This is a genomic window from Christiangramia flava JLT2011, from assembly GCF_001951155.1.
In the GTDB taxonomy this organism is placed as follows: domain Bacteria; phylum Bacteroidota; class Bacteroidia; order Flavobacteriales; family Flavobacteriaceae; genus Christiangramia; species Christiangramia flava.
Genome location: NZ_CP016359.1, coordinates 2661541 through 2688226 on the forward strand (window position 1 = coordinate 2661541; position 26686 = coordinate 2688226).

The 26686-nt window shown below is 40.7% G+C and carries 28 protein-coding genes; 17 read left to right on the forward strand and 11 right to left on the reverse strand.

Annotated elements, in window-relative coordinates:
* The first annotated feature begins 83 nt into the window (after positions 1–83).
* A complete protein-coding gene (locus tag GRFL_RS11550) occupies positions 84–509 on the forward strand; it encodes an organic hydroperoxide resistance protein (protein ID WP_083644767.1) in 426 nt (141 codons plus the stop codon).
* Here GRFL_RS11550 and GRFL_RS11555 read toward each other — a convergent pair.
* Positions 481–1107, reverse strand: a complete 627-nt coding sequence (locus tag GRFL_RS11555; protein WP_083644768.1) for a DUF2911 domain-containing protein — start codon at positions 1105–1107, stop codon at positions 481–483. The genes GRFL_RS11550 and GRFL_RS11555 overlap by 29 nt on opposite strands.
* Before the next feature lie 213 nt (positions 1108–1320).
* Between GRFL_RS11555 and GRFL_RS11560 the strand changes: the two genes are divergently transcribed.
* The 4 genes from GRFL_RS11560 to GRFL_RS11575 are packed head-to-tail and all read left to right on the forward strand — an operon-like array spanning position 1321 to position 4496.
* Positions 1321–1812 (forward strand): RNA polymerase sigma factor, encoded by a 492-nt coding sequence (locus tag GRFL_RS11560; protein ID WP_083644769.1) that lies wholly within the window; start codon positions 1321–1323, stop codon positions 1810–1812.
* Positions 1796–2404, forward strand: coding sequence for a hypothetical protein (locus tag GRFL_RS11565; RefSeq protein ID WP_083644770.1), 609 nt, complete (start codon positions 1796–1798; stop codon positions 2402–2404). Before GRFL_RS11560 ends, GRFL_RS11565 begins: the two co-directional genes overlap by 17 nt.
* A complete protein-coding gene (locus GRFL_RS11570; RefSeq protein WP_083644771.1) occupies positions 2385–3782 on the forward strand; it encodes a YggN family protein in 1398 nt (465 codons plus the stop codon). Before GRFL_RS11565 ends, GRFL_RS11570 begins: the two co-directional genes overlap by 20 nt.
* Positions 3783–3821: 39 nt before the next feature.
* On the forward strand, positions 3822–4496 hold the full coding sequence (locus GRFL_RS11575; protein WP_083644772.1) for a peptidoglycan DD-metalloendopeptidase family protein: 675 nt from the start codon (positions 3822–3824) through the stop codon (positions 4494–4496).
* A gap of 24 nt (positions 4497–4520) precedes the next feature.
* On the opposite strand, the gene GRFL_RS11580 is transcribed toward GRFL_RS11575, so the two are convergent.
* On the reverse strand, positions 4521–5000 hold the full coding sequence (locus tag GRFL_RS11580) for a DUF4199 domain-containing protein (RefSeq protein WP_083644773.1): 480 nt from the start codon (positions 4998–5000) through the stop codon (positions 4521–4523).
* A gap of 101 nt (positions 5001–5101) precedes the next feature.
* A complete protein-coding gene (locus GRFL_RS11585; protein WP_083644774.1) occupies positions 5102–5449 on the reverse strand; it encodes a DUF6249 domain-containing protein in 348 nt (115 codons plus the stop codon).
* Positions 5450–5585: 136 nt separating this feature from the next.
* Here GRFL_RS11585 and GRFL_RS11590 point away from each other — a divergent pair, with 136 nt between their 5' ends.
* Complete coding sequence (locus tag GRFL_RS11590; RefSeq protein WP_083644775.1) at positions 5586–6173, forward strand: RNA polymerase sigma factor; 588 nt, start codon at positions 5586–5588, stop codon at positions 6171–6173.
* On the forward strand, positions 6157–6543 hold the full coding sequence (locus GRFL_RS11595) for a hypothetical protein (RefSeq protein WP_083644776.1): 387 nt from the start codon (positions 6157–6159) through the stop codon (positions 6541–6543). The genes GRFL_RS11590 and GRFL_RS11595 overlap by 17 nt, the downstream gene beginning before the upstream one ends.
* Before the next feature lie 50 nt (positions 6544–6593).
* Here the strand turns inward: GRFL_RS11595 and secA are convergent, their stop codons facing one another.
* From secA to GRFL_RS11615, 5 genes are all read right to left on the reverse strand, one after another.
* Positions 6594–9950, reverse strand: coding sequence for a preprotein translocase subunit SecA (secA, locus tag GRFL_RS11600; RefSeq protein ID WP_083644777.1), 3357 nt, complete (start codon positions 9948–9950; stop codon positions 6594–6596).
* Between the two features lie 91 nt (positions 9951–10041).
* The gene (locus GRFL_RS11605) at positions 10042–10263 is read right to left on the reverse strand and encodes a DUF2795 domain-containing protein (RefSeq protein WP_013070580.1); all 222 of its coding nucleotides are present in this window, start codon (positions 10261–10263) and stop codon (positions 10042–10044) included.
* Between the two features lie 148 nt (positions 10264–10411).
* Positions 10412–10987, reverse strand: coding sequence for a cob(I)yrinic acid a,c-diamide adenosyltransferase (locus tag GRFL_RS11610; protein WP_083644778.1), 576 nt, complete (start codon positions 10985–10987; stop codon positions 10412–10414).
* Positions 10988–11046: 59 nt separating this feature from the next.
* Positions 11047–11220 (reverse strand): hypothetical protein, encoded by a 174-nt coding sequence (locus GRFL_RS18095; RefSeq protein WP_169833975.1) that lies wholly within the window; start codon positions 11218–11220, stop codon positions 11047–11049.
* A 66-nt stretch (positions 11221–11286) separates the two neighbouring features.
* Entirely contained in the window at positions 11287–11991 is a 705-nt protein-coding gene (locus GRFL_RS11615; protein WP_083644779.1) for an ABC transporter ATP-binding protein, read from the reverse strand.
* A gap of 97 nt (positions 11992–12088) precedes the next feature.
* Between GRFL_RS11615 and GRFL_RS11620 the strand changes: the two genes are divergently transcribed.
* Entirely contained in the window at positions 12089–12799 is a 711-nt protein-coding gene (locus GRFL_RS11620) for a glycosyltransferase family 2 protein (protein ID WP_083644780.1), read from the forward strand.
* Here the strand turns inward: GRFL_RS11620 and GRFL_RS11625 are convergent.
* Entirely contained in the window at positions 12796–13569 is a 774-nt protein-coding gene (locus tag GRFL_RS11625) for an O-methyltransferase (protein WP_083644781.1), read from the reverse strand. The two genes, GRFL_RS11620 and GRFL_RS11625, sit on opposite strands and share 4 nt — an antisense overlap.
* Before the next feature lie 29 nt (positions 13570–13598).
* On the reverse strand, positions 13599–15464 hold the full coding sequence (locus GRFL_RS11630) for an ABC-F family ATP-binding cassette domain-containing protein (RefSeq protein WP_083644782.1): 1866 nt from the start codon (positions 15462–15464) through the stop codon (positions 13599–13601).
* Between the two features lie 189 nt (positions 15465–15653).
* Here GRFL_RS11630 and GRFL_RS11635 point away from each other — a divergent pair, with 189 nt between their 5' ends.
* Together GRFL_RS11635 and GRFL_RS11640 are read left to right on the forward strand one after the other, a co-directional pair.
* Positions 15654–16442 (forward strand): polysaccharide biosynthesis/export family protein, encoded by a 789-nt coding sequence (locus tag GRFL_RS11635; RefSeq protein ID WP_083644783.1) that lies wholly within the window; start codon positions 15654–15656, stop codon positions 16440–16442.
* Positions 16442–18916, forward strand: coding sequence for a GumC family protein (locus GRFL_RS11640; protein WP_083644784.1), 2475 nt, complete (start codon positions 16442–16444; stop codon positions 18914–18916). Before GRFL_RS11635 ends, GRFL_RS11640 begins: the two co-directional genes overlap by 1 nt.
* A gap of 627 nt (positions 18917–19543) precedes the next feature.
* On the opposite strand, the gene GRFL_RS11645 is transcribed toward GRFL_RS11640, so the two are convergent.
* Positions 19544–19732, reverse strand: coding sequence for a hypothetical protein (locus GRFL_RS11645; protein WP_083644785.1), 189 nt, complete (start codon positions 19730–19732; stop codon positions 19544–19546).
* Between the two features lie 766 nt (positions 19733–20498).
* Between GRFL_RS11645 and GRFL_RS11650 the strand changes: the two genes are divergently transcribed.
* The 7 genes from GRFL_RS11650 (at position 20499) to GRFL_RS11680 (ending at position 26683) form a co-directional block, all read left to right on the forward strand.
* Positions 20499–21248 carry a hypothetical protein gene (locus GRFL_RS11650; RefSeq protein WP_083644786.1) on the forward strand — a complete coding sequence of 250 codons (750 nt, stop codon included), beginning with the start codon at positions 20499–20501 and terminating at the stop codon, positions 21246–21248.
* Positions 21249–21361: 113 nt separating this feature from the next.
* Entirely contained in the window at positions 21362–22186 is an 825-nt protein-coding gene (locus GRFL_RS11655) for a polysaccharide pyruvyl transferase family protein (RefSeq protein WP_236995795.1), read from the forward strand.
* A gap of 32 nt (positions 22187–22218) precedes the next feature.
* Positions 22219–23070, forward strand: coding sequence for a class I SAM-dependent methyltransferase (locus GRFL_RS11660; RefSeq protein WP_083644788.1), 852 nt, complete (start codon positions 22219–22221; stop codon positions 23068–23070).
* A gap of 8 nt (positions 23071–23078) precedes the next feature.
* Complete coding sequence (locus GRFL_RS11665; RefSeq protein WP_206601061.1) at positions 23079–23966, forward strand: glycosyltransferase; 888 nt, start codon at positions 23079–23081, stop codon at positions 23964–23966.
* Positions 23959–24747 carry a sulfotransferase domain-containing protein gene (locus GRFL_RS11670; protein ID WP_083644790.1) on the forward strand — a complete coding sequence of 263 codons (789 nt, stop codon included), beginning with the start codon at positions 23959–23961 and terminating at the stop codon, positions 24745–24747. The genes GRFL_RS11665 and GRFL_RS11670 overlap by 8 nt, the downstream gene beginning before the upstream one ends.
* Positions 24744–25856: a glycosyltransferase gene (locus GRFL_RS11675; protein ID WP_083644791.1), complete on the forward strand. Its 1113-nt coding sequence runs from the start codon at positions 24744–24746 to the stop codon at positions 25854–25856. Before GRFL_RS11670 ends, GRFL_RS11675 begins: the two co-directional genes overlap by 4 nt.
* Positions 25856–26683: a glycosyltransferase gene (locus tag GRFL_RS11680; protein WP_083644792.1), complete on the forward strand. Its 828-nt coding sequence runs from the start codon at positions 25856–25858 to the stop codon at positions 26681–26683. The genes GRFL_RS11675 and GRFL_RS11680 overlap by 1 nt, the downstream gene beginning before the upstream one ends.
* The last annotated feature ends 3 nt before the right edge of the window (positions 26684–26686 follow it).

Sequence of the window (26686 nt, forward strand, 5' to 3'; positions counted from 1 at the left end):
ACAAATTTATGAATTCGTATTTTGGCTCGTGACCACAAGCATGGTATATTGAAGAAACCTAAATTACTTAAATTATTTAAGCGATGAAAACATTGTACAAAACTAAGGTAACTACAGAAGGCGGCCGCAACGGTCACGCGAAAAGCGAAGACGGGGTGCTGGATGTTGCCCTGAGCATGCCTAAATCACTGGGCGGCGAAGGCGGTGAACATACCAATTCGGAACAGCTTTTTGGAGCGGCCTATTCAGCCTGCTTCGGAAGCGCATTACAGGAGGTTGCCAAAATGCATAAAGTAGATCTTGGTGATTTTAGCGTTACTGCTACCGTAAAACTGGGAAAAACTGATAAGGGGAATCTGCAACTAGCCGTAATCCTCGATTCTTATCTTCCCGGGGTAGACGTTAAAAAAGGGGAGGTTTTAGTGGAAGAAGCGCATGAGATGTGCCCGTATTCCAGAGCTACCAGGGATAATATTGATGTTACATTGAATCTTCTCCTGGACGAGTAACATTTTCAATTTGAGATATTTCTGTCGAGGCGCCATCTGGCGTCTCTTCTTTTATGGGAATGCTCACACTTGTTTGATCCCAAGCCAGTGTCATATTTACAAATTCTCCCGAATTTTCAAAACTAATGGTAAACTGTTCCAGCGGCCCGGGAATTCTTTCCACCGGCCGTTCCAGCACCAGCGCGTCATATTGCGGATCGCGGTAAGCCTGTTTATCCATATTGATGCCCCAGGGATACATATGATCGTTGAAGATAACCTTCCAGCTGCTTGGCATAGGAATAGTCCACAAAGTATATTTCCCTGCTTTCAGTAGGCTGCCATCTACTAAAATATCTTCATTGGTCTCGAAGGTGGTGGCTTCATTGGCACCGGTTCGCCAAACGGTATCATAGGGAACCAGTTTTCCGAAAATCTCTCTGCCCTTTTTATACGGGCGATTGTAAAAAACTTCCATTTTCAGATCTTTGCCCTCGTAGGTCACGGTATCTTCCGGGCTATGCGCTTTGGTATTGTACCGAACGATCATCAGCAATACAAAGCCGAGCACCAACACGCCTCCAAGGATCTTCAAAAGTAATTTTCCTGTTCTATTCATAACACTGTGAGATTTTCAAGAATCGGGCCAATCGAAATCAGCGATAGTATGCTAAAATTAAGAATATTAGAAAAACTGAAAATAATTTCAGAAATTTTGCAACGCGGCGAATTTTGACTCGTCATTAAGGTGAACAACTAATCAAACCAAATTAAAAAATTGATACAGCATAAGCTCATACAGGCTTGTAGAGAGAACAATCGCAAGGCACAGATGCGATTATACAACAAGTACTGCGACGGCATGTATTACGTGGCTTTGAGGTTTATGAAAGATACGATGGAGGCTGAAGATGCGATGCAGGAAGCTTTTATAAAAGCCTTCGATAAACTTCACCAGTTCAATGGAGAAGTGAGTTTTGGAGCCTGGTTAAAACGAATCGTCATCAACAAATGCCTCGACAGGCTCAAGGCTCGAAAAATGGAACTGGTGGCCATCAATGAACAGGTGCTGGGAACCGTCGAAGATCAGGAAGACTGGCAGGTGGAAGATGGAATCGGGATCGAAGAGGTGAAAAAAGAGATCGAGAATTTGCCTGAAAAATATAAATACCCGCTGATGTTATACCTCATAGAAGGCTATGATCATGAGGAGATCAGCGAAATACTGGATATTTCGCAGGTGGCGTCCCGCACCTTAGTACACAGGGGCAAGAAAAAATTGCAGGATGAACTTAAAACTTTGAGAAATGGGACAGGATATTAGAGAAATGTTCCGGAATGAGGAACAGGATAACAGGAGTGCGTTGCCAAAAGGGCACCAGAAGCGTTTTCTGGAGAAACTGAATGAAGAAATGCCAAGCGAAGAGCGCTCCCTGGGATGGAATCAGTTACTGAAAGTAGCCGCGGTGATCGTGGTAATTCTGGCAGCCGGTTTGTTCTTTATCTCCAGGACTTCTTCGGAAGAAGCGGGCAACCAGATTGTAGATACGGAAACCCAACCGGTCAAGGCTTCCGAAGAAAAGAATGAAAGCGACTACCGTCTAAGTGATGTTTCTCCTGAATTCAAAAAAGTAGAAGACTACTATCTGGCCAGCCTGAATATACAGCTTGCCAAAATAGACCTGACTCCGGAAAATAAAGAACTGGTAGACTCCTTCATGTCGAAACTGGAGACCCTGGACCAGGAATATGTGGCCCTGAATACCGAGATCGAACAAAGCGGTATCAATGAGGAAACAATAGAAGCCATGATCGCCAACCTTCAGCTGCGATTGGACCTTTTGAAAAAGCTGAAGACCAAACTAAATGAATTAAAACAATCAAAAAACGAACATTATGAAAACTATCAGGCTTAATTATGCTTTTGTATTCCTGCTCTTCATCGCGGCAGGAGCCGTTGCCCAGACCAAGAAACTGAGCAAAACCTATCAGACGCCGGGCGATGTGAAGATCGAAATTGACTCGCGGCATACCAATGTGATTATCGAAAACTGGGATCGCAACGAGGTACAAATCGAAGCCATCCTCGATGGTGATACCGGGAATAAGGAAAACACGCAGAAAATCCTGGAAGCATGGGATCTTAGCACCTCTTCATCAAATGGTGTGGTTAAGATCAAATCTGGCGGGAACCTGAATATGAATGCCATGGATATGAACTTCAATTTTGATATGGCCGGCCTGGAGAAACCACTGGCGCAGCTTCCGGCGATCATGGAACCACTCATGAACAACCTGGTTGGACCCATCCTGGAAAATATTTCGGCGAACCCGCTTCCGCCGGAACTTTCAGAAAATCTGAAAAGCATCAAGTTCGATTATGATGCCTATAAAAAAGACGGCGATAAATACCTGGAAAAATGGGAAGCAGAAATGGATAAGAAATTCGGAAAGGATTTCGAGGTGAAGATGGAGAAATGGGCCAAGGAAATGGAAAAAGATTCCGAAAAGTTCAGCAAGGAATACGAGGTCAAAATGGAAGCCTGGAGCAAGGATTTCGAAAAAGACATGGAGGCCTGGGGCGAAGAATTTGGGAAGAAAATGGAAGCCTGGGGGGAAGAATTCGGAAAGCAAATGGAAGCACAGTTTGCGGGAAAAGAAGCCGAAATGAAGGTGATGGAAGAGGTGATGACCTCCAAAAAAACCATTCGGTTAAAAGTACCTAAAGATGCCAAACTGGAGCTGAATGTACGCCATGGAGAACTGAAATTGGGAAGTGTTACCAAAAACCTGAAAGCCGAGCTGTCTCACAGCCGGCTTTCAGCTAACCGAATAGAAGGGAAGGGAACCAATATTAAGGCGGCCTACACGCCGGTAAGTATCAACACCTGGGAATATGGGGTGTTGTCAACAGATTTTGTACAACATTGTAAAATCGACAAGGCTGTGAGCATTAAGCTGAATTCCAATTCCAGTGATGTGGTGATCAACCAGCTTCAGAAAACCGGTATTTTGAGTGGATCTTTTGGGAAACTTAATATTAATAACCTGGGAAGCGGATTTGAAAACCTGAACATTACCCTGGAAAACAGCGATCTGGAATTGTCTATTCCGGATGCTGCTTTCAATTTCACCTATGACGGTACCCAAAGCAAGATTAAATATCCAAAATCGATTACGTTGAAATCTTCCAAATCGTACGACACGGAAACTTTGAGCGGTTACAATAAGTCCCAGAATGCCAACGGAAGCATTAGTATTAAAGCAAATTTCAGCGATGTATTGGTAAATTGATCTGCAGCGGTTATTTTTGGCTTTTTCAAGTCAGACCGCATGCAGAGCTTTTCCGATTTTTTAGATACGATTTCTTCAGAATTTACGCCGGTTGTAAAAGGCTTTGATCGCCAGGATTATGCAGCGATAGACCTTTCAGCAAACAATCGGGATCTTCTCAAACTGGAAGTTGCCTCCTCGGCGGCTTTTTCTGTTTATATTACCGAATTTTTAAAGAACCGCGGAAAGCAGGCGGCTTATGGCGGCTATAATGAATTAAGAACGCTTTACAACCGCAGTGAGCTCTTCAATAATACCGCTTCTAACAGGAATATCCATATTGGGCTCGATATCTGGGTGCCGGAAGGAACCGAGATCCTTGCCCCGCTACCTTCCAGGATTCATAGTTTTCAGGATAATGATCATTTTGGGGATTACGGCCCAACCATCATCCTGGAGCATGAAGTAACCGGAAGAAAATTCTTCACACTTTACGGGCATTTAAGCAGGCAGTCTTTGGAAAACCTGGAAATTGGGCAGGAACTTCAAAAAGGTTCTTCGTTTGCGACTTTGGGCGACCGGCAGGAAAATGGTGATTATGCTCCCCATTTGCATTTTCAGATTATGGAGTCGTTGCAGGGAAAAGCTGGAGATTATCCCGGGGTGGTGCAGCGGGAGGAATTGGATTTCTACCTTAAGAATTGCCCGGATCCCAACCTACTTCTGAAAATTTAAATTCTATTTTCTGGCTGCGGAATATTATTTCCTGGAGCGAAGAAACAGTGCAATGATCGCTGAAGTGACGATCCCAACTACCAGTGAGAAGAAGAACGACTGGATGATATATGATTTCAGGTTGAAGTACGCTTCGGCATTTTCGCGAGTCATACTGCCGTTTTCCACGGCGTAATCTATAACGTTTGGAAAATATTCCGGGGAAATGACTTCCAGAGAAATATACTGCGCCAGCGGAGACAAGATGGCAACCACAACGCTTACGACCATTCCCGAAATGAATCCCTGGGTCCATGTCATATCGCCCTGATAAAAATTCTTCTTTTTATCGCGAATCGCCAAAACGTAAACGATGATGGCTATTATTCCGAAGAAATTGGTGTAAATAGCCTGTTTGGCAATTAATTCATCATGCCAGCCCAGCTGTTTCTCCAGGAACATCCAGAGTAGGGCAACAATGGTGAAAATAATTCCCCATTTGATCTCGATCGCAAACTTTTTCATTTTTTGGCGGTTGTTATTTTGGTCTAAAATTACTAAAATTTGCTTTTCAGGAACAAAAAATCCCGGTCACAGCCGGGATTGATTGATGAAAAAGCGATAATCTAAGAATCGGCGCTCAGTTTTTTGGTCACAAAGAACCCGGTAAGTAAACCTATACCAGCCAGCAGGAAAATGGTACCCGGGAAAGCCACGTCGCTATTGATACCAATTTCAGTAAGCAGGTTGGCAACGAAAATCCCAATCCCGATACCCATGAGTAATAACCCAAGGTTAATCACGATGACCTTCCAAACCGGAGTGATGTGCTTCTTTTTGCTGTAAAAAATACTGGCTTCCGCTCCCTTTTCAATAAGCGCCAGGCGTTCGCGGTTTCTGGCACTGATGTACAGGTAATAAATGCCGAAAATGACGCCAAAAATGATTGGTAAAATGATTACTTCAGATCCCATAATTTGTAGTTTTTAAATGAAATAAATGTTCGTTTTCTTCTATGACGACGTTTTTTATGTAGCGGTTACAAAAAAGATCGAAAAAAAACTTAGAACTTTCTGTAACCGAAATCGCTTTCGGCTCGTCCTATAGATAATGAACGATAACGCTGACCATCTAGTTATTGAAAAAGTGCTGGCCGGAGACCTCCAGGCTTATGGCGAGCTGGTGGAGCGTTACCAGGATTTTGTGTTTACCAATTGTCTTCGGATCCTGAAGAGTCGGGAAGAAGCGGAAGAAGTAGCGCAGGACAGTTTTCTGAAGGCATTTCATTCGTTGAAAAGTTTTCGGGGAGATTCGAAATTCTCCACCTGGCTGTACCGGATCGCATACCACAAATCCCTGGATAAGTTGAAGAAATTGAATAGGGAGCAGCACTTTCAGGTCGTGGAAGAAATCACTGAAAGTGATTCCGCCGGACTGGAAAACGGGCTTGATTGCCTGTTGCGGGAGGAGCGGCTGGCATTGGTGGAAGAGGCGGTGAAATCGTTGCCAGAGATCGATGCAGCAATCATCAATTATTATTATTTTGACGAATTGCCGGTAAAGGAAATTGCAACGATCACGGCACTAAGCGAAGACAATATTAAAATTAGGTTATACAGGGGACGGAAACAGCTGTTTTCCTACCTGAAACAGTATATTAATCCTGAAATTTCAAGAAATAATGGAAAAGCGATTTAACAGGGAAGAAGAATTGTTGGGGAGATTGCTCAAGGAATCAGGGAGACAGAAGCCTTCCGCAGGATTCAAAATGGCTATTTTGCAACAGCTCCAGGAGAAGCCGGTGGTAAAACCCTATCAGTCGCTTATTCCTAAAACTGCCTGGATCTGGATTGGACTGGCACTTGTTTTTTGGGGCTTTGGGGTGTACCTGCTGTATGCCGACGAACCGATGAAAGTGGCTTATGACCTGAAACTTCCAGAGTGGAATATAACGTTGCCAAAACTACACTTTTCCCAGGTTATGCTCTACGGAATTGCTTTTTTATCACTGTTCTTACTGGAAATACCATTTTTGAAACGCTGGCTGGTAAAACAGCGAAGTATCTAAATAAAAAAATCCCGAAGCTTCCTCCGGGATTTTCTTTTTTCAGAATGATATTATTCATCCACCAGCACCCAGTCACCTTTGTCCAGTAACGGGATGGCCTGTTTGTATTTCATGGTTTTATTCTCACCGCTCATTACGTTCTTCACCGTAACCTTGTCATTTCTGCCAATTTTTGGTTTATCACGCATGATGGTTTCGGTAATATCAGGTTGACGCTGATTTTGGGCAGTCGCCCTGCTTTGAGCTGCTCTTTCATCCATATTCGGAATTTCTTCTTTCTTGGTCTCTACCTGCTCGCGCTGGCGAACCTGCCTGGCTTCATGGATGTTTGGAGCCTGGCTCTGTGGAATTTCTCCTTTGAAAAGGAAGGAGATCACATCGCGGTTCACATTTTCAAGCATTTCCTTGAATAGCTCAAAAGCTTCGAATTTGTAGATCAATAAAGGATCTTTTTGTTCGTGTACCGCCAGCTGAACGCTCTGTTTCAGTTCGTCCATTTTGCGAAGATGCGTCTTCCAGGCATCGTCAATAATAGCCAGGGTGATATTCTTCTCAAAATCTTTGACCAGCTGCTTACCTTCGGTTTCATAAGCTTTTTCAAGATTGGTAACTACCTGAAGGGTTTTATTTCCATCAGTAAACGGTACGGAAATTCGCTCAAAGTTATTGCGTTCATCTTCATGAACCTGTTTGATTACCGGGAAGGCTCTTTCCGCATTATGAGCCATTTTAGCGTCATAGTGCTTGTAAGCCGCTTTGTAAATTTCTCCAGCCAGCTTCTGAGAGTTCATTTTTTTGAATTCTTCTTCGGAAACAGGAGAACTCATAGAGAAATTCCTGATCAGTTCAAATTCAAAGTTTTTATAATCTTCCGCAGCTTTATTGGTTTCCACAATACTTTCCGCAATGTCAAAGATCATATTGGCAAGATCCACTCGTAGTCGCTCCCCGAATAACGCGTGGTAACGACGCTTGTAGATCACTTCACGCTGGGCGTTCATCACATCGTCATATTCCAGCAAACGCTTACGAACCCCAAAGTTGTTTTCTTCCACTTTCTTCTGGGCGCGTTCGATGGATTTGGAAATCATTCCGTGCTGGATCACTTCTCCTTCTTCCAAGCCCATACGGTCCATCAGTTTCGCGATCCTTTCAGAACCGAATAAACGCATCAGGTTATCTTCCAGGGACACATAGAATTGGGAACTTCCCGGGTCACCCTGTCTACCGGAACGACCTCTTAACTGCCTGTCTACCCTACGGGAATCGTGACGCTCGGTACCAATAATGGCCAATCCACCCGCTTCTTTCACATCTGGAGTCAGTTTAATATCCGTACCACGACCGGCCATGTTGGTGGCGATGGTCACCACGCCAGATTTACCTGCTTCAGCCACGATATCGGCCTCTTTTTTATGCAATTTGGCATTTAGTACGTTATGTGGTACGTTTCGCAATTTCAGCATACGGCTCAGTAATTCTGAAATTTCCACGGAAGTCGTACCAATAAGCACCGGTCTACCGGCACGGGAAAGATCAGTTACATGATCGATGACCGCATTGTATTTTTCTCTTTTTGTTTTATAGACCAGGTCGTCTTTGTCCTGGCGGGCGATAGGCCTGTTGGTAGGAATTTCCACCACATCCAGTTCATAGATCTCCCAGAATTCCCCGGCTTCGGTTACTGCAGTACCCGTCATACCAGAGAGTTTGTTATACATTCTGAAGTAATTCTGAAGCGTGACAGTAGCAAAGGTTTGCGTAGCATCTTCGATCTTTACATTTTCCTTGGCTTCAATCGCCTGGTGAAGTCCATCGCTGTAACGACGACCTTCCATGATCCGACCGGTTTGCTCATCAACGATCTTCACTTTATTGTCTATCACGACATACTCTGTATCTTTTTCGAAAAGCGTATAGGCTTTTAATAACTGGCGAAGCGTGTGAATACGCTCACTTTTCACGCTGTAATCTCTGAAAAGTTCTTCTTTTTTCTCCGCTTCTTCTTCTTTGGAAAGGCCTTCATTCTCAATTTTGGCTATTTCCATTCCAATTTCAGGCATCACGAAGAAATCTGGATCGTCTTTTCCGGAAAGGAATTCGATCCCTTTATCGGTAAGATCGATCTGGTTGTTTTTTTCCTCGATCACGAAATACAGTTCCGAATCGACCTTCGGCATTTCGCGGTTATTATCCTGCATGTAATGATTCTCGGTCTTCTGAAGCAACTGTTTCACACCTTCTTCTGAAAGGAATTTGATCAGCGCTTTATTCTTCGGAAGTCCTCGATACACTCTAAGCAGCTGAAAACCTCCTTCTTTGGTGTCACCTTCCTTGATCAGTCTCCTAGCTTCGGCGAGTACCTTGGTAAGATATTTTTTCTGTACCTCCACGATATTGGAGATCGCAGGCTTCAGTTCCATAAATTCATGGGTATCGCCTTTTGGAACCGGCCCGGAAATGATCAAAGGAGTTCGGGCGTCATCGATCAAAACCGAATCAACCTCATCCACGATCGCGTAGTTATGAAAACGCTGCACCAGGTCATCTGGCGAATGAGACATATTATCTCTCAGGTAGTCAAAACCAAATTCGTTATTCGTTCCGTAGGTAATATCCGCATTATAGGCCTTTCTTCTGGCAGCTGAATTAGGGCGATGGTAATCAATACAATCTACTCTTAAACCGTGAAACTCGAAAAGAGGAGCCATCCAGGCGCTATCCCTTTTCGCAAGATAATCGTTTACGGTTACCAGGTGTACTCCACGGCCGGTAAGCGCGTTGAGGTAAACCGGAAGGGTGGCCACAAGGGTTTTACCTTCACCAGTCTGCATTTCTGCAATTTTGCCCTGGTGCATGGCGATACCACCAATGAGCTGCACGTCGTAATGGATCATATCCCAGGTTACTGCTTTTCCAGCTGCATCCCATGAATTGTTCCAGATCGCATCATCGCCGTCCAGGTTCACATAGTCTTTCTCTGCGGAAATTTCACGGTCGAAAGCACTGGCCGTTACACGCAATTGCGGATTATGAAAGAAGCGCTTGGCGGTTTCCTTCACCACGGCAAAAGCCTCGGGGAGAATATCGTTCAGGATGCCTTCAGAGATTTGGTAAGCCTGCTCTTTCAAGGCATCGATCTCTGCGTAGATGTCTTCCTTTCGGGTAATATCGTCGGTCTCGTCGGCTTCTTTGGTAAGTTTTTCAACCTGCCCATCAACGTCTGCGGTTGAATCGTGAATTTTCTTTTTGAACTGGGCGGTTTTATCTCGAAGTTGATCGAGGCTTAACTTTTCCATTTCAGGTTCTAAAGCCTTGATCTTGTTAACTAGTGGTTGTATTTCCTTGATGTCTTTTTTAGACTTGTCGCCTACAAACACCTTCAATACAGAATCTAAAAAACTCATTATTGGTTTTTTTTATTAAGGGGTTCAAATTTAAGCAAAAAAAAAGCCTCAATGATTGAGACTTCTTTCTATTTTTTGTGTGTTGTCAATTTTAATATTCGTCCTCATTCCAGAGGTAATCGTCATCGGTTGGATAGTCTGGCCAGATCTCCTCAATAGAATCATAAGAATCACCCTCATCTTCAATTGCCTGTAAGTTCTCTACAACTTCCAGTGGTGCTCCGGTTCTAATTGCATAGTCTATTAACTCGTCTTTTGTAGCCGGCCAGGGCGCATCGCTTAAATAAGATGCTAATTCTAAAGTCCAATACATTGATTAATCGGGTTTTAAATTTTGGCAAAAATAAATTTTTTGCCGAAATGGCCAAGAAAAAAATCTATTAAATAATCAATAATGTTAAGAACGTAATTTTTTCGTACAATCTTTAGGAATATCATAAAGACTGAAAGCCTTAGGCAGTTTATTCTTCTTTTTTAGGAATCCATTTGATTTCTTCTGCCTGCAGAGTTTTAGTCAACTTCCGTGCCAGCACAAAGAGGTAGTCTGAAAGTCGGTTCAAATACTGCAAAACCATTTTATCGAATGGCTCAATGTCATAGAGCGCGGTAGCGAGACGCTCGGCGCGACGGCATACACAACGTGCTATGTGACAGAATGACACGCTTTGATGACCTCCCGGAAGTACGAAATGCGTCATAGGAGGCAAATCTTCGTTCATTCGGTCGATTGCCTGCTCCAATTTCAGAATATCGGCGCTGGTGATCTTCGGAATATTCAGGCGTTCTTTGCCATTTTTAAGTACTGCTTTTTCAGGATCGGTCGCCAGGATGCTTCCCACGGTAAAAAGGCGATCCTGGATTTCGATGAGTTCAGCCTTTGTAGTCTCATCTACCTGCTGGTCGCGCAACAGCCCAATATGAGAATTCAGTTCGTCCACCGTTCCGTAGCTTTCAATCCGAATATGATGTTTGGGCACGCGCGTGCCTCCAAAAAGGGAAGTTTCCCCGCTGTCACCAGTTTTTGTATATATTTTCATGTAAGTAACTTTCAGGATGCAAGATCGCTAAAGTAGCATGGAAAATAAAAGATCAGGAGTTAATATTTTTCTGATTCCTTTTCCTGTTTACGCTCCAGGTAACGTCTTCTGAAATCACGGTTTTTTCGGTTTTTCCGATTGCTTTTCAACCGGCGGGAATTCCAGATGAAATAAGCGAGAAAAATGGCAATTAAGGCAAGATACATCCAGGTTTCCTGGTCTAAATCGATCATTGCAATTATAATTTATATAGAAACAAGATAAGAAATATTGGTAAATTCTGAAAAATCCACCAAAATCTAGACTTCATTATGAGCCAGAGTTTTGCGTTCATCTCTTTCTACCATGCCATCTTTCAGCCTGATAATGCGATGCGCATGCTCTGCAATGTCTTCTTCGTGAGTTACCAGGATCACTGTATTTCCGGCTGCATGGATTTCGTCAAAAAGATTCATAATCTCTACTGAAGTTTTCGAATCCAGGTTCCCTGTGGGCTCGTCAGCCAGTATGATAGAAGGTTTATTCACCAGTGCACGGCCTACTGCCACTCGCTGTCGCTGACCTCCGGAAAGCTGATTGGGTTTATGATCCATACGGTCTGCCAGCCCAACACTGGTCAGGACCTCTTTGGCTCGCTCGATGCGATCCTGTTTGGAAGTACCGGCATATACCATGGGAAGCGCCACATTATCTAAAGCTGAAGTACGCGGCAGCAAATTAAAAGTCTGGAAAACAAAGCCAATTTCCTTGTTTCTGATCTCAGCCAGCTCATCATCGCTCATCTGGCTTACATCCTTTCCATTTAGAATATAAGTTCCGGAAGTAGGAGTGTCGAGACAGCCCAATAGGTTCATCAAGGTAGACTTTCCAGAACCTGAAGGCCCCATGAAAGCTACATATTCTCCTCTTTCAATCTCTAGGTCTATACCTTTTAAAACTTTTACAACTTCCTGTCCAAGCGGGAAATCCCTGGTGATATTGCGAATCTCGATTACTTTGCTCATAATGTGCTTTTCATTATGTATGACGTGAAGTTAGTTTTTTTGTTACAAACAATTTATTTTTCACACTTATTATTAGATTTACCAGAAATACTTTCGCTTGTTCCAGAAATTATCCATTTTAATTCCAGCCTATAATGAAGCAGAAACAGTTGCTGAAATTCTGGTAGTGCTGCGAGACCTAAAAATTGATTACAATCTTCAAAAAGAAATTATCGTGGTAGATGATTCGTCAACAGATGAGACCTTTGAAATTATTAGCGATTTCAGATCGGCGAATCCTGAACTGGATCTCAAGATTTTTAGCCAGGAATATAATATGGGTAAGGGAGCAGCTATTCATCGGGCCATCAAGGAATGTTCCGGAGATATTGCCATCGTACAGGATGCCGATTTGGAATATGATCCGGAGGAATATTCCAGGCTTTTGAAGCCAATCATGAAAGGTCAGGCTGATGTTGTGTATGGTTCGCGATTTATGGGAGGTTTCGCTCACAGGATTTTATTTTTCTGGCATTCCATAGGGAATAAGTTTCTTACCATGTTAAGCAACGCATTTACCAATCTGAATCTGACAGACATGGAAACCTGTTACAAAATGTTTCGCACGGAAATATTAAAAAGCCTGGATTTAAAGGAAAAGCGATTTGGTTTTGAACCTGAAGTTACCGCAAAAATTAGTAGAATCCCCGGAATTCGGATCTATGAAGTAGGAATTTCTTACTACGGAAGAACTTATTCCGAAGGTAAAAAGATCAACTGGAAAGATGGGGTACACGCACTGTGGTGCATTTTTAAGTATAATATTTAGACTCTGATCACAAAATCCTGTTGAGCCTGTTGTTTTCGGAAAAATACCATTCCCCATTTAAAGGTGTCGATGGTTTGAAGTGAAGCTGGATGTTGTTTGATCTGTGCCCAGGCATTTTCCATTGCAACAGACCAGTGAATATCATCAAAAATCAGGACCGAGTCTTCGTGAATGTGGTTTAATAAGGTTTCGAAATACTGGATTGTAGCCTCTTGCTGGTGATTCCCGTCGATGAAAATGAGATCAAATTTTTGCTGCTGAAAAGGGGTTTCATGGAAAACCGTATTAAAATCAGCAATTTTCAAATCGACTTTTAACTGGTATTTTTCGAATTGTCGCTGTGCGATTTCGGCAGTAGCCGGGCATCCTTCGATGGTGGTAAGTTGGGTGGCGGGATTTGCGCTGATGGCGGCTGAAGCAATACCCAGGGAAGTCCCCAGTTCCAAAGCGTTTTCCACTTTTAAATAGTTCAGGAGCCGGTGAAGCAATTTTGCCCGGTGAAGCGTCATTCCGGCATTTTTCGCAATGGCAAAAACCGGTCTTTTGTTCGATTTAAATACTTTACTTCCGGCGCCAAAATCTTTTATTTCAATAAGTTCTTTATTTCTCAAAAGGTCGTTCCGGTAGGTTTTGATCAGCTCATAACCCGAATGATCAGACCGGTCATAAAAACATTTGGTGACCAGGTCGTACATAAAAGGCGAATGCAGGCCGTGCTGGTTCTGGGAATTCTTCAGGAAATTTAAATAAGAGCGTATCTCAAAAAGCATATTCTGGTATCTTCAGTAAACAGGTTTGCTCAACTTTCCATTTTTTCCATCAGTTCAAAATAGCGCATGGTCTTTTCCTCAATTTCATCTTGCATATTCTGAAGTTCAACCGATTTGTCCTTGATCTCTTCCGCGGAAAGCTCCTTTAAAAAATCCTGCTGTAACTGGTCTTTTTTCTTTTCCAGCTGCGTGATTTCCTTCTCCAGTTTGCCGAATTCCTTTTGTTCTTTGTAGGATAATTTCGTTCCGGTGGAATCATCACGCCAGGAATTTTCCTTCGGTTTTTTTTCAGTTGTTGAAATTTCTTCCGAAGGTTTTACAGCAGCATATTCGCGATAATCGGAATAATTTCCCGGAAAATCGCTCACCGCACCCTGGCCTTCAAAAACGAAAAGGTGGTCTACGATCTTATCCATAAAATAACGATCATGAGATACGACCACCACGCAGCCCGGGAAGTCCAGCAAAAAATTCTCCAGGACATTCAGGGTTAAAACATCCAGGTCGTTAGTTGGTTCATCGAGGATGAGAAAATTGGGATTCTGGATCAGGATGGTGCACAGGTATAGCCGTTTTTTCTCGCCACCGCTCAATTTTTCCACAAAATCGTATTGCTTTTTACGATCGAACAGGAAACGTTCTAACAGTTGTTCCGCAGAAATTTGCCGGCCTTTTTTTAATGGAATATAATCACCGAACTCCCTGATGACCTCGATCACTTTCTGGCCGGTTTTTATTTCAATTCCTTTTTGCGTGTAATAACCAAATTTTACCGTTTCCCCTACAATGATTTTCCCGGTGTCAGGCGGAAGCGTCCCGGTAAGCATATTCAGGAAGGTAGATTTTCCCGTTCCGTTCTTACCAATGATTCCCAGGCGCTCTCCCTTTTTAAAATTATAATCGAAAGATTTCAAAAGAGTTTTACCGCCAAGCTCTTTCGAAATATTGTGAATTTCCACGATTTTGCTTCCAAGCCGCTCCATATTGATTTCTAATTGAACCTGATGTTCCTGGCGTCTTTTAGAAGCTCGATCTTTGATGTCGTAAAAATCATCAATTCGAGATTTGGACTTTGTAGTTCTGGCCTTTGGTTGCCTCCGCATCCAGTCCAACTCTTTTTTATACAGCTGCTGAGCCTTCTCCGTATTGGTTTGCTCCAGCTGGTGGCGCTCGTCCCTTTTTTGCAAATAATAAGAATAATTGCCCTTGTAGGTATGAAGGGCGCCAGCTTCCAGTTCGACGATTTCGTTACAAACCCTTTCCAGAAAATACCGGTCGTGCGTAACCATGAAAATAGTAAAATCTTCCTTTCGGAAATATTCTTCCAGCCACTCGATCATGTCCAGGTCCAGGTGGTTGGTGGGCTCATCCATAATTATGAAATCGGGCTTTTTAAGCAGCATCCTGGCAAGCGCAAGCCGCTTTCGCTGTCCGCCGGAAAGAAATTTCACTTGTTTATCCAGGTCTTCCAGGTTTAACTTGAAAAGGATCTGTTTGTAATTAGTTTCAAAATCCCAGGCATTGGCAGCTTCCATTTCATCCATAGACTTCTGAAGAGCCTCTGCATCAGCCGGGTTTTCTAGCGCTTTCTCATATCGCTGAATAATCTTCAGAATAGGATTATCGCTCGAAAAAATTATCTGCTCAACACTAAGTTCTTCTTCCAGATCTGGTTCCTGGGAAAGAAATGCCACCTGGATATCATTTCGATAGATAACCTGCCCTTCATCTGGCTGGTCTTTTCCGGCGAGAATATCAAGAAGACTGGTCTTTCCCGTTCCGTTCTTGGCTACAAAACCAATCTTCTGACCTTCATTGATTCCGAAGGAAATTTCACGGAAGAGATTCCTTTCCCCGTAAGATTTGGCAATATTTTCTACTGAAAGATAATTCATAAAAAGTGTCTTTTAGACAGGTGGTTTTCTATTTGGTCTCAAAAGTACGAACTAAGAATTGAGATTGACGAATTCGGAATCAGTAAAAATGCCTTACTGACGATAAGCGACGGGGACATATAAATTTGCGACTTTATTTTATTATTAGGCGGTAAAAACTATATTTGTTAAAACTATGTGAAGCCCTTTATGCGATTTAAATCCTTTTTGTTTTTATTCGCTGCGATACTAGCCTTAACCTCCTGCGTATCTACAAAGCAAATGTCTTATCTTCAGGAAAATGAAGAGCAGATAGATAGTATCATTCAAATACAACGCGTTCGTACCCCTTATCGAATTCAGGTAGGGGATCTTTTAAGTATAAGGGTTAAAGCCTTAGACCAGAACGTGGTAGGTATGTTTAATCCGGTTGGAGAAACCAATCCTAATGCGACCACAGAGGAAGATGTCTTTTTTAACGGTTTTACCGTTGACGATCACGGTAATATCCGGGTGCCTACTTTAGGTGAGATCAATGTACTTGGCTTTACAGAAAAGGAAGTTCGTGAAAAAATCGAAAAAATGTTGCTGGAAGAGTACTTCAAGGAAGAAGCGAATATATTCGTGACCGTAAAACTGGCTGGGATTCGTTATACAACTCTTGGAGAAATTGGTCAGGGATCCCAGGTCATATATAAAGATCATGTTACCATTATGGAAGCCATTGCAAATGCTGGTGGGATTCAGGATTTAGGAGATCGTGAGCATGTGAAAATAGTACGTCAATATCCTCATGGAGAGGAGGTGCATACGGTAGACGTTACAAGCCTTGACGTTACAAAAAGCCCTTATTATTATATACAGCCTAATGATATGATCGTTGTAAATCCACTTCCAAGAAAAGCACTTGGACTGGGAACTACAGGGCTTGAAGTTTTTAGGACAATTACGGGATTAATAACTCTGGCAACTTCCATTTACTTCTTAACAACCAGGTAATGGCACATGAAGATGATCACATATCCGATGTAGGCTCGACTTTTGACTTTAAAGGTTTTATACTTAAAGTTATTAGTTACTGGAAGCTTGTCTTCCTTTCCATTGCGATAAGTCTTGCTGTAGCCTATTATAATAATGTTCGTAAACTGCCAGTATACCGTTTAGGAAATCAGATTTCTATTAAAGACGATCAGAACCCATTCTTTACTTCCAACACAAGTCTTACTTTTAACTGGGGTGGAACTTCTGATAAAGTAAGTACAGCCATAACCATATTACGTTCCCGTTCTCATAATGAAGAGGTAGTTGAGAAACTTCAGTTCTACATCAATTATTTAGCAGATGGTGAATATCAAAGAATTGACGTTTATGGACAAACACCCTTTAAGATTATAGCAGATACTGCGGCTTATCAGGCAAATAACGTGACGATGGTTATCCACCAGGTCGATGATAAGCTTTTTAATATAAAGGCCAAGGTGCCCTCCAGCCTCAACCGGACCAATTACAAAACCAAAGAAACCGATACAAGACTTGTAGAAGCCTCCGATTTTGATCGGAATTTTAAATATGGGGAACACATCACTTTACCTTTCTTTTCCGGATATGTAGTGAGAACAGAACGACAGGCGCCAAAAGACAAAGCTTTTTATATCAGTTTTACACCGTTTGATGGGGCTGTTGGCAGATATCGCAATGTAGCCATTTCCCCAGATGGTCAGGGATCGAGTGTGCTCAATTTGAGTCAAACCGGACTTAATAAGGCGAGAATCGTAGATTACCTTAACGGATCGGTCGCTGTGTTGAGCGAAAATATGTTGAAGCGTAAGAACCTTTTTGCAACGAAGACTATACGCTTTATTGACAGTAGCCTGGCCGCCCAGGCAAAACAGTTAAAAGCTGTTGAAGCGGAATTAAATAATTTCAAGAATCGGAGTTCATTGCTGGATGTTTCGGACGAGAGCAAAAACCTTTCTTCAAAGCTTGCCGATCTTGATGTGAAGAAAGAGGATATAAGAAGGCAGATCGCTTATTATGATAATCTTAAAGAATATTTGCAAACCAGGGACGATTATTCTAATGTTCCCGCGCCCTCGGTAGCGGGAATTAGTGAAGGAAGTATATCTAATGCTGTGTCAAAGATCATCCAGCTTGCAGAGGAACGGAGCAATTATCAATATACCCTAAAACCTAATTCCCCTGTTTTTGATGATATAGATAGGCAGATCAATTCGGTTAAATCAATAATCTTAGAGAATATAAGTTCTTCGGTTGGTCTTTTAAGGACTGAACTTAATGATATAAACCGTAAGATGGCCCAGCTAGAAAGTGAAGTTAAAAAACTGCCACAGGAAGAGCAGGATCTTCTGAAAATCCAGCGGAAATATTCTATCAATGAGCGTACCTACAATATGTTCCTTGAAAAAAGGAGCGAGGCGGGGCTTATTAAGGCTGCAAATGTAAGTGATGTCATGGTAATTGATAACGCCAAGGATACAGGAGGAGGTCGAATTGGGCCAGATACACAGTTAAACTACGTAATGGCCGTAATGGTAGGAGGTCTTATTCCACTTACTTTTGTTTTTTTGCTAGTATTTCTGAATACCAATATCCACAACGCTCAGGAAATATCAAGACTTTCACCAATACCTATCCTTGGGTTAATTGGGCGAAGTAAGATTGATAGCAATTTAGCAGTATTTAATTCTCCTAAATCATCTATCTCTGAAAGCTTCAGGGGGCTTCGGTCCAGCTTACAATTTATGTATAAACGGCAGGGTGTTACAGGTTCAAAAACAGTATTAATTACTTCCTCTGTATCTGGTGAAGGAAAAACTTTCTGTGCCATGAACCTGGCAACCGTCTTTGCGTTAAGTGAAAAAAGAACTGTACTGGTTGGAGTTGACCTTCGGAAGCCAAAGATATTTGATGATTTCGAGCTTAACAATGATCATGGAATCGTTAATTATTTAATTGATCAATCAACAGAAGAAGAAATCATTCAGCCAAGTAAAATACCTTACCTCGACGTTATCACTTCAGGCCCGGTACCTCCCAATCCTTCCGAGTTATTGATGACTGAAAAGATGGACTTGCTAATGGAACATCTGAAGGAGCGGTATGATTATATTATACTGGATTCACCGCCTATAGGAATGGTGGCTGATGCTCTTAACCTGGTAAAGTACGCCGATGCCACCCTTTATCTTATCCGCCAGGATTATACTAAAAGGGGTATGCTGGAGACCATCAATGAGAAATATCATAAGGAAGAAGTCAAAAACATCAGTTTTGTATTAAACCACTTTGTTCACCGTGCAAAATATGGCTATGGCTATGGCTATGGCTATGGCTATGGTTATGGCTATGGATATGGTTATAACCGTTATGCCAAAGGTTATTATGGAGCTGCACCTTCCAAGCTACAGCAGCTAAAGAATTCGTGGAAGAAGTTTATGAGGAATTTTGAGTAGTAGTTAGCCGTTAGTCGGTAGTTCGGAGTCACTAGTTATGTGTAGTCTGTTATGGGTTGTGGGTTGTCGGTTGTCATTGCGAGACATTCGCCATAGGCAGAGGTGAAGCAATCTCCTGTTCAGGATTATTGGATTTTTAGATTTTTGGATTGCTGGAAGAGGCAAAACCTTGAGAATGTCAACTCTGAGCGTAGTGAAGAGCCTCCTGATTGAAGCCATAAGCCCTACGCTATAAGCTAGTTCAGCCCTTCGACAAGCTCAGGGGGGCAGGGAGCAGGTTCAGTGGGCAGTTTTTTTAATTTGACAATTTAGCAATTTGAAAATTTGAAAATGGTTATTTGTTCGGGGTTCGGAGTTCATGGCCATTGCGAACTGCCGGAGGTGGTGAAGCAATCTCCTCTTTAGGATTATTGGATTTTTAGATATTTAGATTGCTAGAAGAGGCAAAAAAATTTTAGAATGTCAAACTCTGAACGGAGTGAAGAGTCTCATTTATTAAAAGCGGTAAGCTTTAAGCAAGGACATATTTTAAAATTCAAGATTCAGACTATTCAGGCTATTCCGGTGGTTTTAAGTTCTAACCTTCGGGTATAAAATTTTTATTTACGATAGGATTTTATTGAATCTTTACTTAAGTAAGAGATCTACTTCTTTTAGGGAAAGTCCGGTATAGTCACAGAATTCCTGAAGGGAGATCAGCTGATGCGGCTGTTTATTCAGGTCTCTACGGACATTCTTCAATAGTCTCCGGGAATAGGCTTCACTTCTTCCTGTTATAATACAGACATCGGAAGGATAAATACAAATCCTTTTCATAAATAAGCAGGTTAAGGGTTAGTAAGGAAGTAATCGGTTGTATTATCTTCCTGACTACGAATTTATTAAATTATAAAATGCAGACAGGAGGGGATTTTTCCGGATTTTTTCAATTAACAATTATGAATGATCAAATGTTCAATTTGAAAATTTGTCAATTTGAAGATTTGAAAATGTTTTTAGTTTAAAGTTCATGATTTAGAGTTCGTGGTTCGGCGTCAGTAAGTAGTGGGTAGCAGGCAATAGACAGATCTTTAATTTGGAAATGAGGCAATTTGAAGATTTGAAAATGATACCCGTTCGGAGTTTTGGGTTTGTAGTTCGTAGATTTTGGCATGATCAGTTGTCAACTCTTAGGAGAGCGAAGAGTCTCCTGATTGAAGCTGTAGGCCGTATGCGATAAGCTTTAAGCTAGTGCGGAGTTCAGAGTTATGAGTTCGGAGTTATAAGTTATGAGTTGTCTGTTGTGAGTAATGGGTTGCAAGAGGAGATATAGAAAGTATAGGAAAAACATAGGTAAAGCATAGGGAAGGTATAGGGAAGGGGTATGGGAAGGCCTGAATTTACTGGGGTGAGCGAAAAAAATGCCCTTACAAAAGTTATATTTTCGATCAAAAGTGAACAAGAGTTATCAAAAGAGTGAAAAAGCCCTTATACGATCAAATCGGTCAAAAGCATCCCTTTCGGTCAAAAGCTTATGCGGTTGTTTTACAGAAGGTTAATGTGAATTAGATTCGTTCATTATTAACCTTAAAACCATAAAATTATGGCAAAGAACAATGGGATCTTAAAGATCGAAGGAACCCTTCAGGACCTGACCTTTTACAAGGGACAGGACGGGTACCTGGTAAAGACCAAGAGCGGAGTTTCCAAAAAGCGCATCATGCATGATCCGGCTTTTGTGAGAACCAGAGAAAACCTGAGCGAATTTGCAGAAAGCGCCAGCGCCGGAAAGATGCTGAGGCTTGCACTGAATGAACTGTTGCAGCAGGCAAAGGATAACCGCGTAACCAGCCGACTTACCCAGCGTATGAGCAAAGTCCAAAAACTCGATACGGTGAATCTGCGAGGGAAACGTACCGTGCAACAAGGATTAACTACTGTACCGGGACGTTTATTACTGGAGAATTTTAACTTTAACGATAAGGCTCCCATGGAGTCGGTTTTACTAGCACAATATTCTGTAGATACACAGAACGGGGAGGTGAGTATTCCAAACTTTATCCCGATGATCAACCTCTCGGTGCCCGAAGGGAGTACCCATGTAAGCCTCAGATCGGCCTTTATCGCTGTTGATTTTTCCAGTGGTAAATTTTCGGGAGGAGTGAGCCCGGCAGAAAACCTGGCACTGAATATGACCAAGACCGATGTACTGCTAACGCCAGATTCGATACCTACCGGAACAGGTAATACATTTATCCTGTTGCTTGTTGAGTTCTTCCAGATGGTCAATAACAACCAGTATGCCTTAAGGAATGGTGCATTCAATTCACTATCTACCCTTTCGGTAGAATAGATCATTGATCATTATTTATTTCAAGGCTCCTTCGGGAGCCTTTTTTATTTTTTATTGTTACGAAAGTTGAATAGGATTGATATATTTAGGCTGTCATAAATTACAGGAATTTGTTGGAGAAAAAGGAAAAAATACCGCTATTCTGGTGGAGCGAAACCAGGTTAATGGGTAAGAAGAAGGAAAATTACGGAGACCTGCTTTCCAGATACCTGGTGGAAAAAATTTCAGGTAAGGAAGCAGAATGGATACAACCCCAAAAAATACCCTGGTATAAAAGATCAAAGACAAATTATCTGGCTGCGGGAAGTATTATTCATCATGTAAATGAGAAAAGTATTGTCTGGGGGAGTGGAATTATAGATCATCGACAAAAAATCAGGAAAGCTGATTTCCGGGCGGTAAGAGGCCCAGAAACCAGGAAATATCTTCAGGAAAAAGGATATGATTGTCCAGACATTTATGGTGATCCGGCTTTATTGTTACCAGATTATTTTAATCCAAAGCTTAAGAAAAAATTCAAATTAGGCATTATTCCTCATTACAACGATCTTGTGCAGGTGAAAAAAGAATATGGAAATATAGATGGAATAAAAATAATAGATATGATGACCAATGATGTAGAAGAAACCACAATGGAAATCCTTGAATGTGAAAGGATTATTTCCTCTTCACTTCACGGTGTGATTGTTTCCCATGCATATGATATTCCGGTTATTTGTGTTAAATTTTCAAACCGTGTATTCGGGGACGGTATCAAGTATAAGGATTATTATGCCTCTATTGGATATGAGGATTTTTCACAAATAGATTTAAGCTCTTACCTGAAGCCGGAAGAACTTGAGCAACTTTTTAAAAATGCTTTTCAGCCTAGGCAGGAGAAGATGAAAGAACTAAAGAGAGGGCTTATGAGAGTTTGTCCTTTTTTAAAGAATTCCTAGTTAGGTTTTACTAAATTGCCAGTAATTGAGCCATGGAAAATCTAAACCAGCAAAAGAATAAAGAACACTACGAAAAGGTTTACTCGAGATATTCTATCAGGAATATACTCTGGAAGATCAATCATCTCGATTTTTTCCTCGACACGGCAATTAAGACCGAAACCAGCTGGCATGGTTTATATATGCATGATTTCACTACTAAATTAAAAGGCAAGAAAGTAATGGAATTAGGCTGTGGGGACTGTACAAATGCAGCTGTTATGGCACAACTGGGAGCTGAGGTTTGGGCTAACGATATTGCAGATACTTCGGGAAAGATCATTGAAGAAGTTAATAATGCCCAGGAATTTGAAAATTCTATACATTTTATAGCAGGGGACTTTTTAAGGAATGAGCTGCCTGATCAATCATTTGATATCATTGTCGGCAAGGCTTTTCTGCATCATCTTGAGGTCGAAGAAGAACGCCTTTTTTTAAAGGAATGTGCAAGATTGCTAAAGCCGAAGGGAGAAGCGCGTTTCTTTGAACCGGCTGTAAATAACAGATTGCTTGATGAACTAAGATGGTATACCCCTTTGCCTGGTCGCCGGCCTTCCAAATGGACCCCTAAAAAGTTCAGGGAGTGGAAGAAACAGGATCCTCATCCGGACAGGAGTTTCAGTTCCGGCCATTTCGAAAAAGCAGGAACAGAATTCTTTGGAAAAGTAGAGACATACCCAGTAGGTTCCCTGGAGCGATTTCATCAATTATTACCAGCAAGGAAGCCGATCAATAATAAATATCGCCAATGGGCCTTTAGAAATGAAAAATATCTTCCTTATTTCATTAATCGCAGTTTTGCGAGAAGTCAGTTAATAATTTATAGAGAACCTAAGGAATGGTAAGTGTTTTCATGCTTACATATAACCAGAAAGATTTTATTGCCCAGGCGATAGATGGGGTTTTAATGCAGGAAACTAATTTTCCTGTAACTCTGGTTATCGGTGAAGATTACAGTACTGATGGAACCCGGGAAATATGTATGGATTATGAGAAGAAATTTCCAGACAAAATAAAATTAATCCTTAATGAAAAAAATCTAGGGCTGGGCGCAAATTATGTAAAGACATTAAGTGCCTGTGGGCATAAATATGTTGCAATATGTGACGGAGATGACTATTGGACTGATCCCTTAAAACTTCAGAAACAGGTAGATTTCCTTGAAAACAATCCGGGTTTCGATATTGTATTTACAAATAATGAAAATCTTTATCCTTCCGGGAAGATAGACATTAGGGACACTAACAAAATCCCGGAGGTATCTTCTTTTGTAGATATAGTTCATGGTAATTACGTAGCTTCGGTTACCGTAATCTTTCGTAACCAACCTTTGCCGGAATCTATGAAAGAATGGATAAAAGGTCTTCCTTTTGGCGATTGGCCTACTTACCTATGGATACTAAAAGATGGAGGTAAAGTCAAGTTTATAAACGAGGTGACAGCTGTATATCGTAAAGACTTTGGGACTTCAGCGAAGCTTAGGGAATCAAGGTTTAAAATGGGAGAAATAAATCTTTATATTTTAAGAAATCTTAAAGCAGATCTTCATTTTCAAAACCGAAAGAAGGAACTCCGAAAAAGTATGGTAAACTATAAGAAAGGACTGATGGCCAGTTATAATATTGAAAACCGACATCTATCTTCCTTTTTAATTTTTGCAGATCTTTTTTTTAAAATGAGTAAGAAAAATCTTTTAAAGGCTTATCTATATTCCCTAAAAAGAGGTTTTAAAAATGCTTAAAGAAACTCCAAATCTTATTATTTTAGGTTCTGGTAGAAGTGGCACCAGCATGATTACCGGACTTTTTAATAACGGTAATTTCTTCTTTGGTGATCAAGCTGATTATTTAAAAAAGAACAAAGCTAACCCAAAAGGCTTTTTTGAAGATCTGGAGGTAAATACTATCAATGAAGATATTCTTGCAAGCCGACTCATAAATTTTCCAGAGCCAATAAGGAGGAAATTATTTCCTTCCCATACTTTTTACCGTGCGCGATGGCTTGCAAAAATTCCGGTTTCAATTCAATTTAGAACAACTCCAGATATCCAGGAAAGAATAGAAAAACTGGTTCAAAATGAACCATTTTGCTTTAAAGATCCGCGCTTCAGTTATACTCTTCCCATTTGGAAAAATAGTCTGCCGCCTACTACCAAATTTATAGTGGTTTACCGGGAGCCCGATAAAACAGCAGTAAGTATCTGTAGAGAATGTAGTGAGAGTCCACCTTTAAGAAAATTAAAGATGTCAATTTCAAGAGCCCTTAACATCTGGAAAGCTATGTATACTCACATACTGAAGAATTATGGTAAAGAAACAGAAAAACAAAAATGGCTGTTCATTCATTACAATGAAATTTTTGAAAGTCAAGGCCTGGAAAGGCTTGGAAGATTCGCAAATACAAGCTTAGAAAAGGATTTTGCAGAAAGAAAAATTTCAAGGACCACCAATACCAATATCGATGTTCCTAAAGATGTATTGAAAATTTATAACAGGCTTAATTCATTATCTTCATACCAATGAAAAAAATTCTGTTCATAACTCCAGATGCTTCTCGAACGGGAGCCCCTTTGGTATTGCTTCTATTTTTGCAATGGCTATCAAAAAATAAAGAAGTAGAAATACATCTAACAGCTTTAAGAGGTGGCGATTTGGAAGAAGACTTTCAGGAGACTACAGATTATTTTGTTCGTTTGCCTGGAAAGAAAATGTTCGACCGCCTCAGGGATAAGTTTAAAAAGACTAGATTTCCAATAAACAGATATCCAAAGGATTTTTTGAAAAAACTAAATCAAAATTCCTATGATTTAATTTATGCAAATACCGTTTCGGCTTTGGAACTTGGAGTTCTAATTCATAATAAGCAACCTAATGCTAGATTTATTGTTCATATTCATGAATTACCTACAACTATAAAATTACTTTGTCCTCAATTTGAGATTCTTTCAAAAAAAATTGATCATTTTGTCTGTCCTTCTCGTTTAGTAAGCAAGAGTATCAGGGAAGTTTATAGGATACCTCAAAATCGAATATCAGTAGTTTATGAATTTACGAGGGCTCTATCGGTTACATCAGCTAATACAGTGAAAAAGTTTCAAGTTGGGGCATGTGGCACCTTCCATTGGCGAAAAGGAGGAGATATTTTTCTACAGGTGGTAAGGTATATCAATGAATATTTTTCGGAATATGAAATTGAATTTATCTGGATAGGAAAAATTCCGGAACAAGAAAAAACTGTACTTGAAGGTGACCTGGAAAAAATGGGTATTAAAAATAATATTAGATTTACAGGATTAGTGACAGATCCTGAAAATTTATTTTCGGAACTTGATGTCTTTCTACTTACATCTAGGGAGGACCCTTTCCCTTTGGCAGCTATTGAAGCTGGGATGTTGGGAAAACCTATATTATCCTTTAAAAATGCAACTGGAATTAATGAAATTACGAAAAACAAAGGTGGTTTCTCTGTACCCTATCTTTCTATTGAAGCCATGGCCACCAAGGTAATAGAGTATTATAAAAACACTGATCTTAAGCAAAAACATGGTAATTATAACGCAGCTGCTTTTCGCGATTTTATTCCTGAGAAGGTATGTCCTGATCTTTATAAGATAATTGTAGAAAATAAATAATGAGTTTTATTACAATAAAAAAAAAGATTCTTGAGAATTGGATTAAAATTAAATTCAGGCTTCATCTCAATTTTTACAGAAGGTTTAATACTTTAATCAAAGATCAGTATAAAGACTTTAGAAGAATCCCTATACTCATTATCTCATTCAATCAATTACATTATTTGAAAGGGCTTATCGATTTTTTAGATAAGCATGACTATAGAAACATAATAATAATCGATAACAATTCTACCTACAAACCCTTGCGAGAGTATCTTGCCTCGATTGAGCACAGAATCACTGTATATCGCCTGCCTGAAAATTATGGTCATAATGTAGTATTTAAAAGAAAAGATCTTTTTGATAAATATTTAAAAGGCTATTATGTGATTACCGATTCTGATGTTGTACCTATAAAAGAATGCCCACCTGATTTTCTAAAATTTTTTAAGGATATTCTTGATCAAAATTCCAAGGTGAGAAAAGTGGGGTTTGGTTTAAAAATCGACGATATTCCGGATAGTAACCCTCAAAAACATAATATTTTAAAAAGGCAGAGTAAGTTCTGGGATAAAGATAAAAAAACTGCTGAGGGTTATTATGCTGAAATTGATACTACTTTTGCTCTGTACAGGCCTAAAAGTTTTAATTTTTTACCTGTTCCTTATTTTAGCGGGATAAGAACTACTTTTCCTTATCTTGCCCATCATGGGGGATGGTATATAGATCCGAAAAAACTTACTTCTGAGCAGGAGTATTATTTAAAGACATCCAATAATTCAGGATCATGGAAGTTGAATGATGATGGCAGCCTTGAGAATAAAAAATTTCCCGGGCTTAAATGAAGA

Excerpts from the sequence above, each read along its gene's own strand:
- GRFL_RS11575 (WP_083644772.1), top strand. The coding sequence starts at position 3,822 with ATGCAGAGCTTTTCCGATTTTTTAGATACGATTTCTTCAGAATTTACG.
- GRFL_RS11595 (WP_083644776.1), top strand. The coding sequence starts at position 6,157 with ATGGAAAAGCGATTTAACAGGGAAGAAGAATTGTTGGGGAGATTGCTC.
- GRFL_RS11630 (WP_083644782.1), bottom strand. The coding sequence starts at position 15,464 with ATGAATTATCTTTCAGTAGAAAATATTGCCAAATCTTACGGGGAAAGG.
- GRFL_RS11610 (WP_083644778.1), bottom strand. The coding sequence starts at position 10,987 with ATGAAAATATATACAAAAACTGGTGACAGCGGGGAAACTTCCCTTTTT.
- GRFL_RS11565 (WP_083644770.1), top strand. The coding sequence starts at position 1,796 with ATGGGACAGGATATTAGAGAAATGTTCCGGAATGAGGAACAGGATAAC.
- GRFL_RS11635 (WP_083644783.1), top strand. The coding sequence starts at position 15,654 with ATGCGATTTAAATCCTTTTTGTTTTTATTCGCTGCGATACTAGCCTTA.
- GRFL_RS11550 (WP_083644767.1), top strand. The coding sequence starts at position 84 with ATGAAAACATTGTACAAAACTAAGGTAACTACAGAAGGCGGCCGCAAC.
- GRFL_RS18095 (WP_169833975.1), bottom strand. The coding sequence starts at position 11,220 with ATGATCGATTTAGACCAGGAAACCTGGATGTATCTTGCCTTAATTGCC.
- GRFL_RS11675 (WP_083644791.1), top strand. The coding sequence starts at position 24,744 with ATGAAAAAAATTCTGTTCATAACTCCAGATGCTTCTCGAACGGGAGCC.
- GRFL_RS11580 (WP_083644773.1), bottom strand. The coding sequence starts at position 5,000 with ATGAAAAAGTTTGCGATCGAGATCAAATGGGGAATTATTTTCACCATT.
- GRFL_RS11555 (WP_083644768.1), bottom strand. The coding sequence starts at position 1,107 with ATGAATAGAACAGGAAAATTACTTTTGAAGATCCTTGGAGGCGTGTTG.
- GRFL_RS11625 (WP_083644781.1), bottom strand. The coding sequence starts at position 13,569 with ATGCTTTTTGAGATACGCTCTTATTTAAATTTCCTGAAGAATTCCCAG.
- GRFL_RS11605 (WP_013070580.1), bottom strand. The coding sequence starts at position 10,263 with ATGTATTGGACTTTAGAATTAGCATCTTATTTAAGCGATGCGCCCTGG.
- GRFL_RS11680 (WP_083644792.1), top strand. The coding sequence starts at position 25,856 with ATGAGTTTTATTACAATAAAAAAAAAGATTCTTGAGAATTGGATTAAA.
- GRFL_RS11660 (WP_083644788.1), top strand. The coding sequence starts at position 22,219 with ATGGAAAATCTAAACCAGCAAAAGAATAAAGAACACTACGAAAAGGTT.
- secA (WP_083644777.1), bottom strand. The coding sequence starts at position 9,950 with ATGAGTTTTTTAGATTCTGTATTGAAGGTGTTTGTAGGCGACAAGTCT.
- GRFL_RS11640 (WP_083644784.1), top strand. The coding sequence starts at position 16,442 with ATGGCACATGAAGATGATCACATATCCGATGTAGGCTCGACTTTTGAC.
- GRFL_RS11570 (WP_083644771.1), top strand. The coding sequence starts at position 2,385 with ATGAAAACTATCAGGCTTAATTATGCTTTTGTATTCCTGCTCTTCATC.
- GRFL_RS11615 (WP_083644779.1), bottom strand. The coding sequence starts at position 11,991 with ATGAGCAAAGTAATCGAGATTCGCAATATCACCAGGGATTTCCCGCTT.
- GRFL_RS11645 (WP_083644785.1), bottom strand. The coding sequence starts at position 19,732 with ATGAAAAGGATTTGTATTTATCCTTCCGATGTCTGTATTATAACAGGA.
- GRFL_RS11650 (WP_083644786.1), top strand. The coding sequence starts at position 20,499 with ATGGCAAAGAACAATGGGATCTTAAAGATCGAAGGAACCCTTCAGGAC.
- GRFL_RS11585 (WP_083644774.1), bottom strand. The coding sequence starts at position 5,449 with ATGGGATCTGAAGTAATCATTTTACCAATCATTTTTGGCGTCATTTTC.
- GRFL_RS11590 (WP_083644775.1), top strand. The coding sequence starts at position 5,586 with ATGAACGATAACGCTGACCATCTAGTTATTGAAAAAGTGCTGGCCGGA.
- GRFL_RS11560 (WP_083644769.1), top strand. The coding sequence starts at position 1,321 with ATGCGATTATACAACAAGTACTGCGACGGCATGTATTACGTGGCTTTG.
- GRFL_RS11670 (WP_083644790.1), top strand. The coding sequence starts at position 23,959 with ATGCTTAAAGAAACTCCAAATCTTATTATTTTAGGTTCTGGTAGAAGT.
- GRFL_RS11665 (WP_206601061.1), top strand. The coding sequence starts at position 23,079 with ATGCTTACATATAACCAGAAAGATTTTATTGCCCAGGCGATAGATGGG.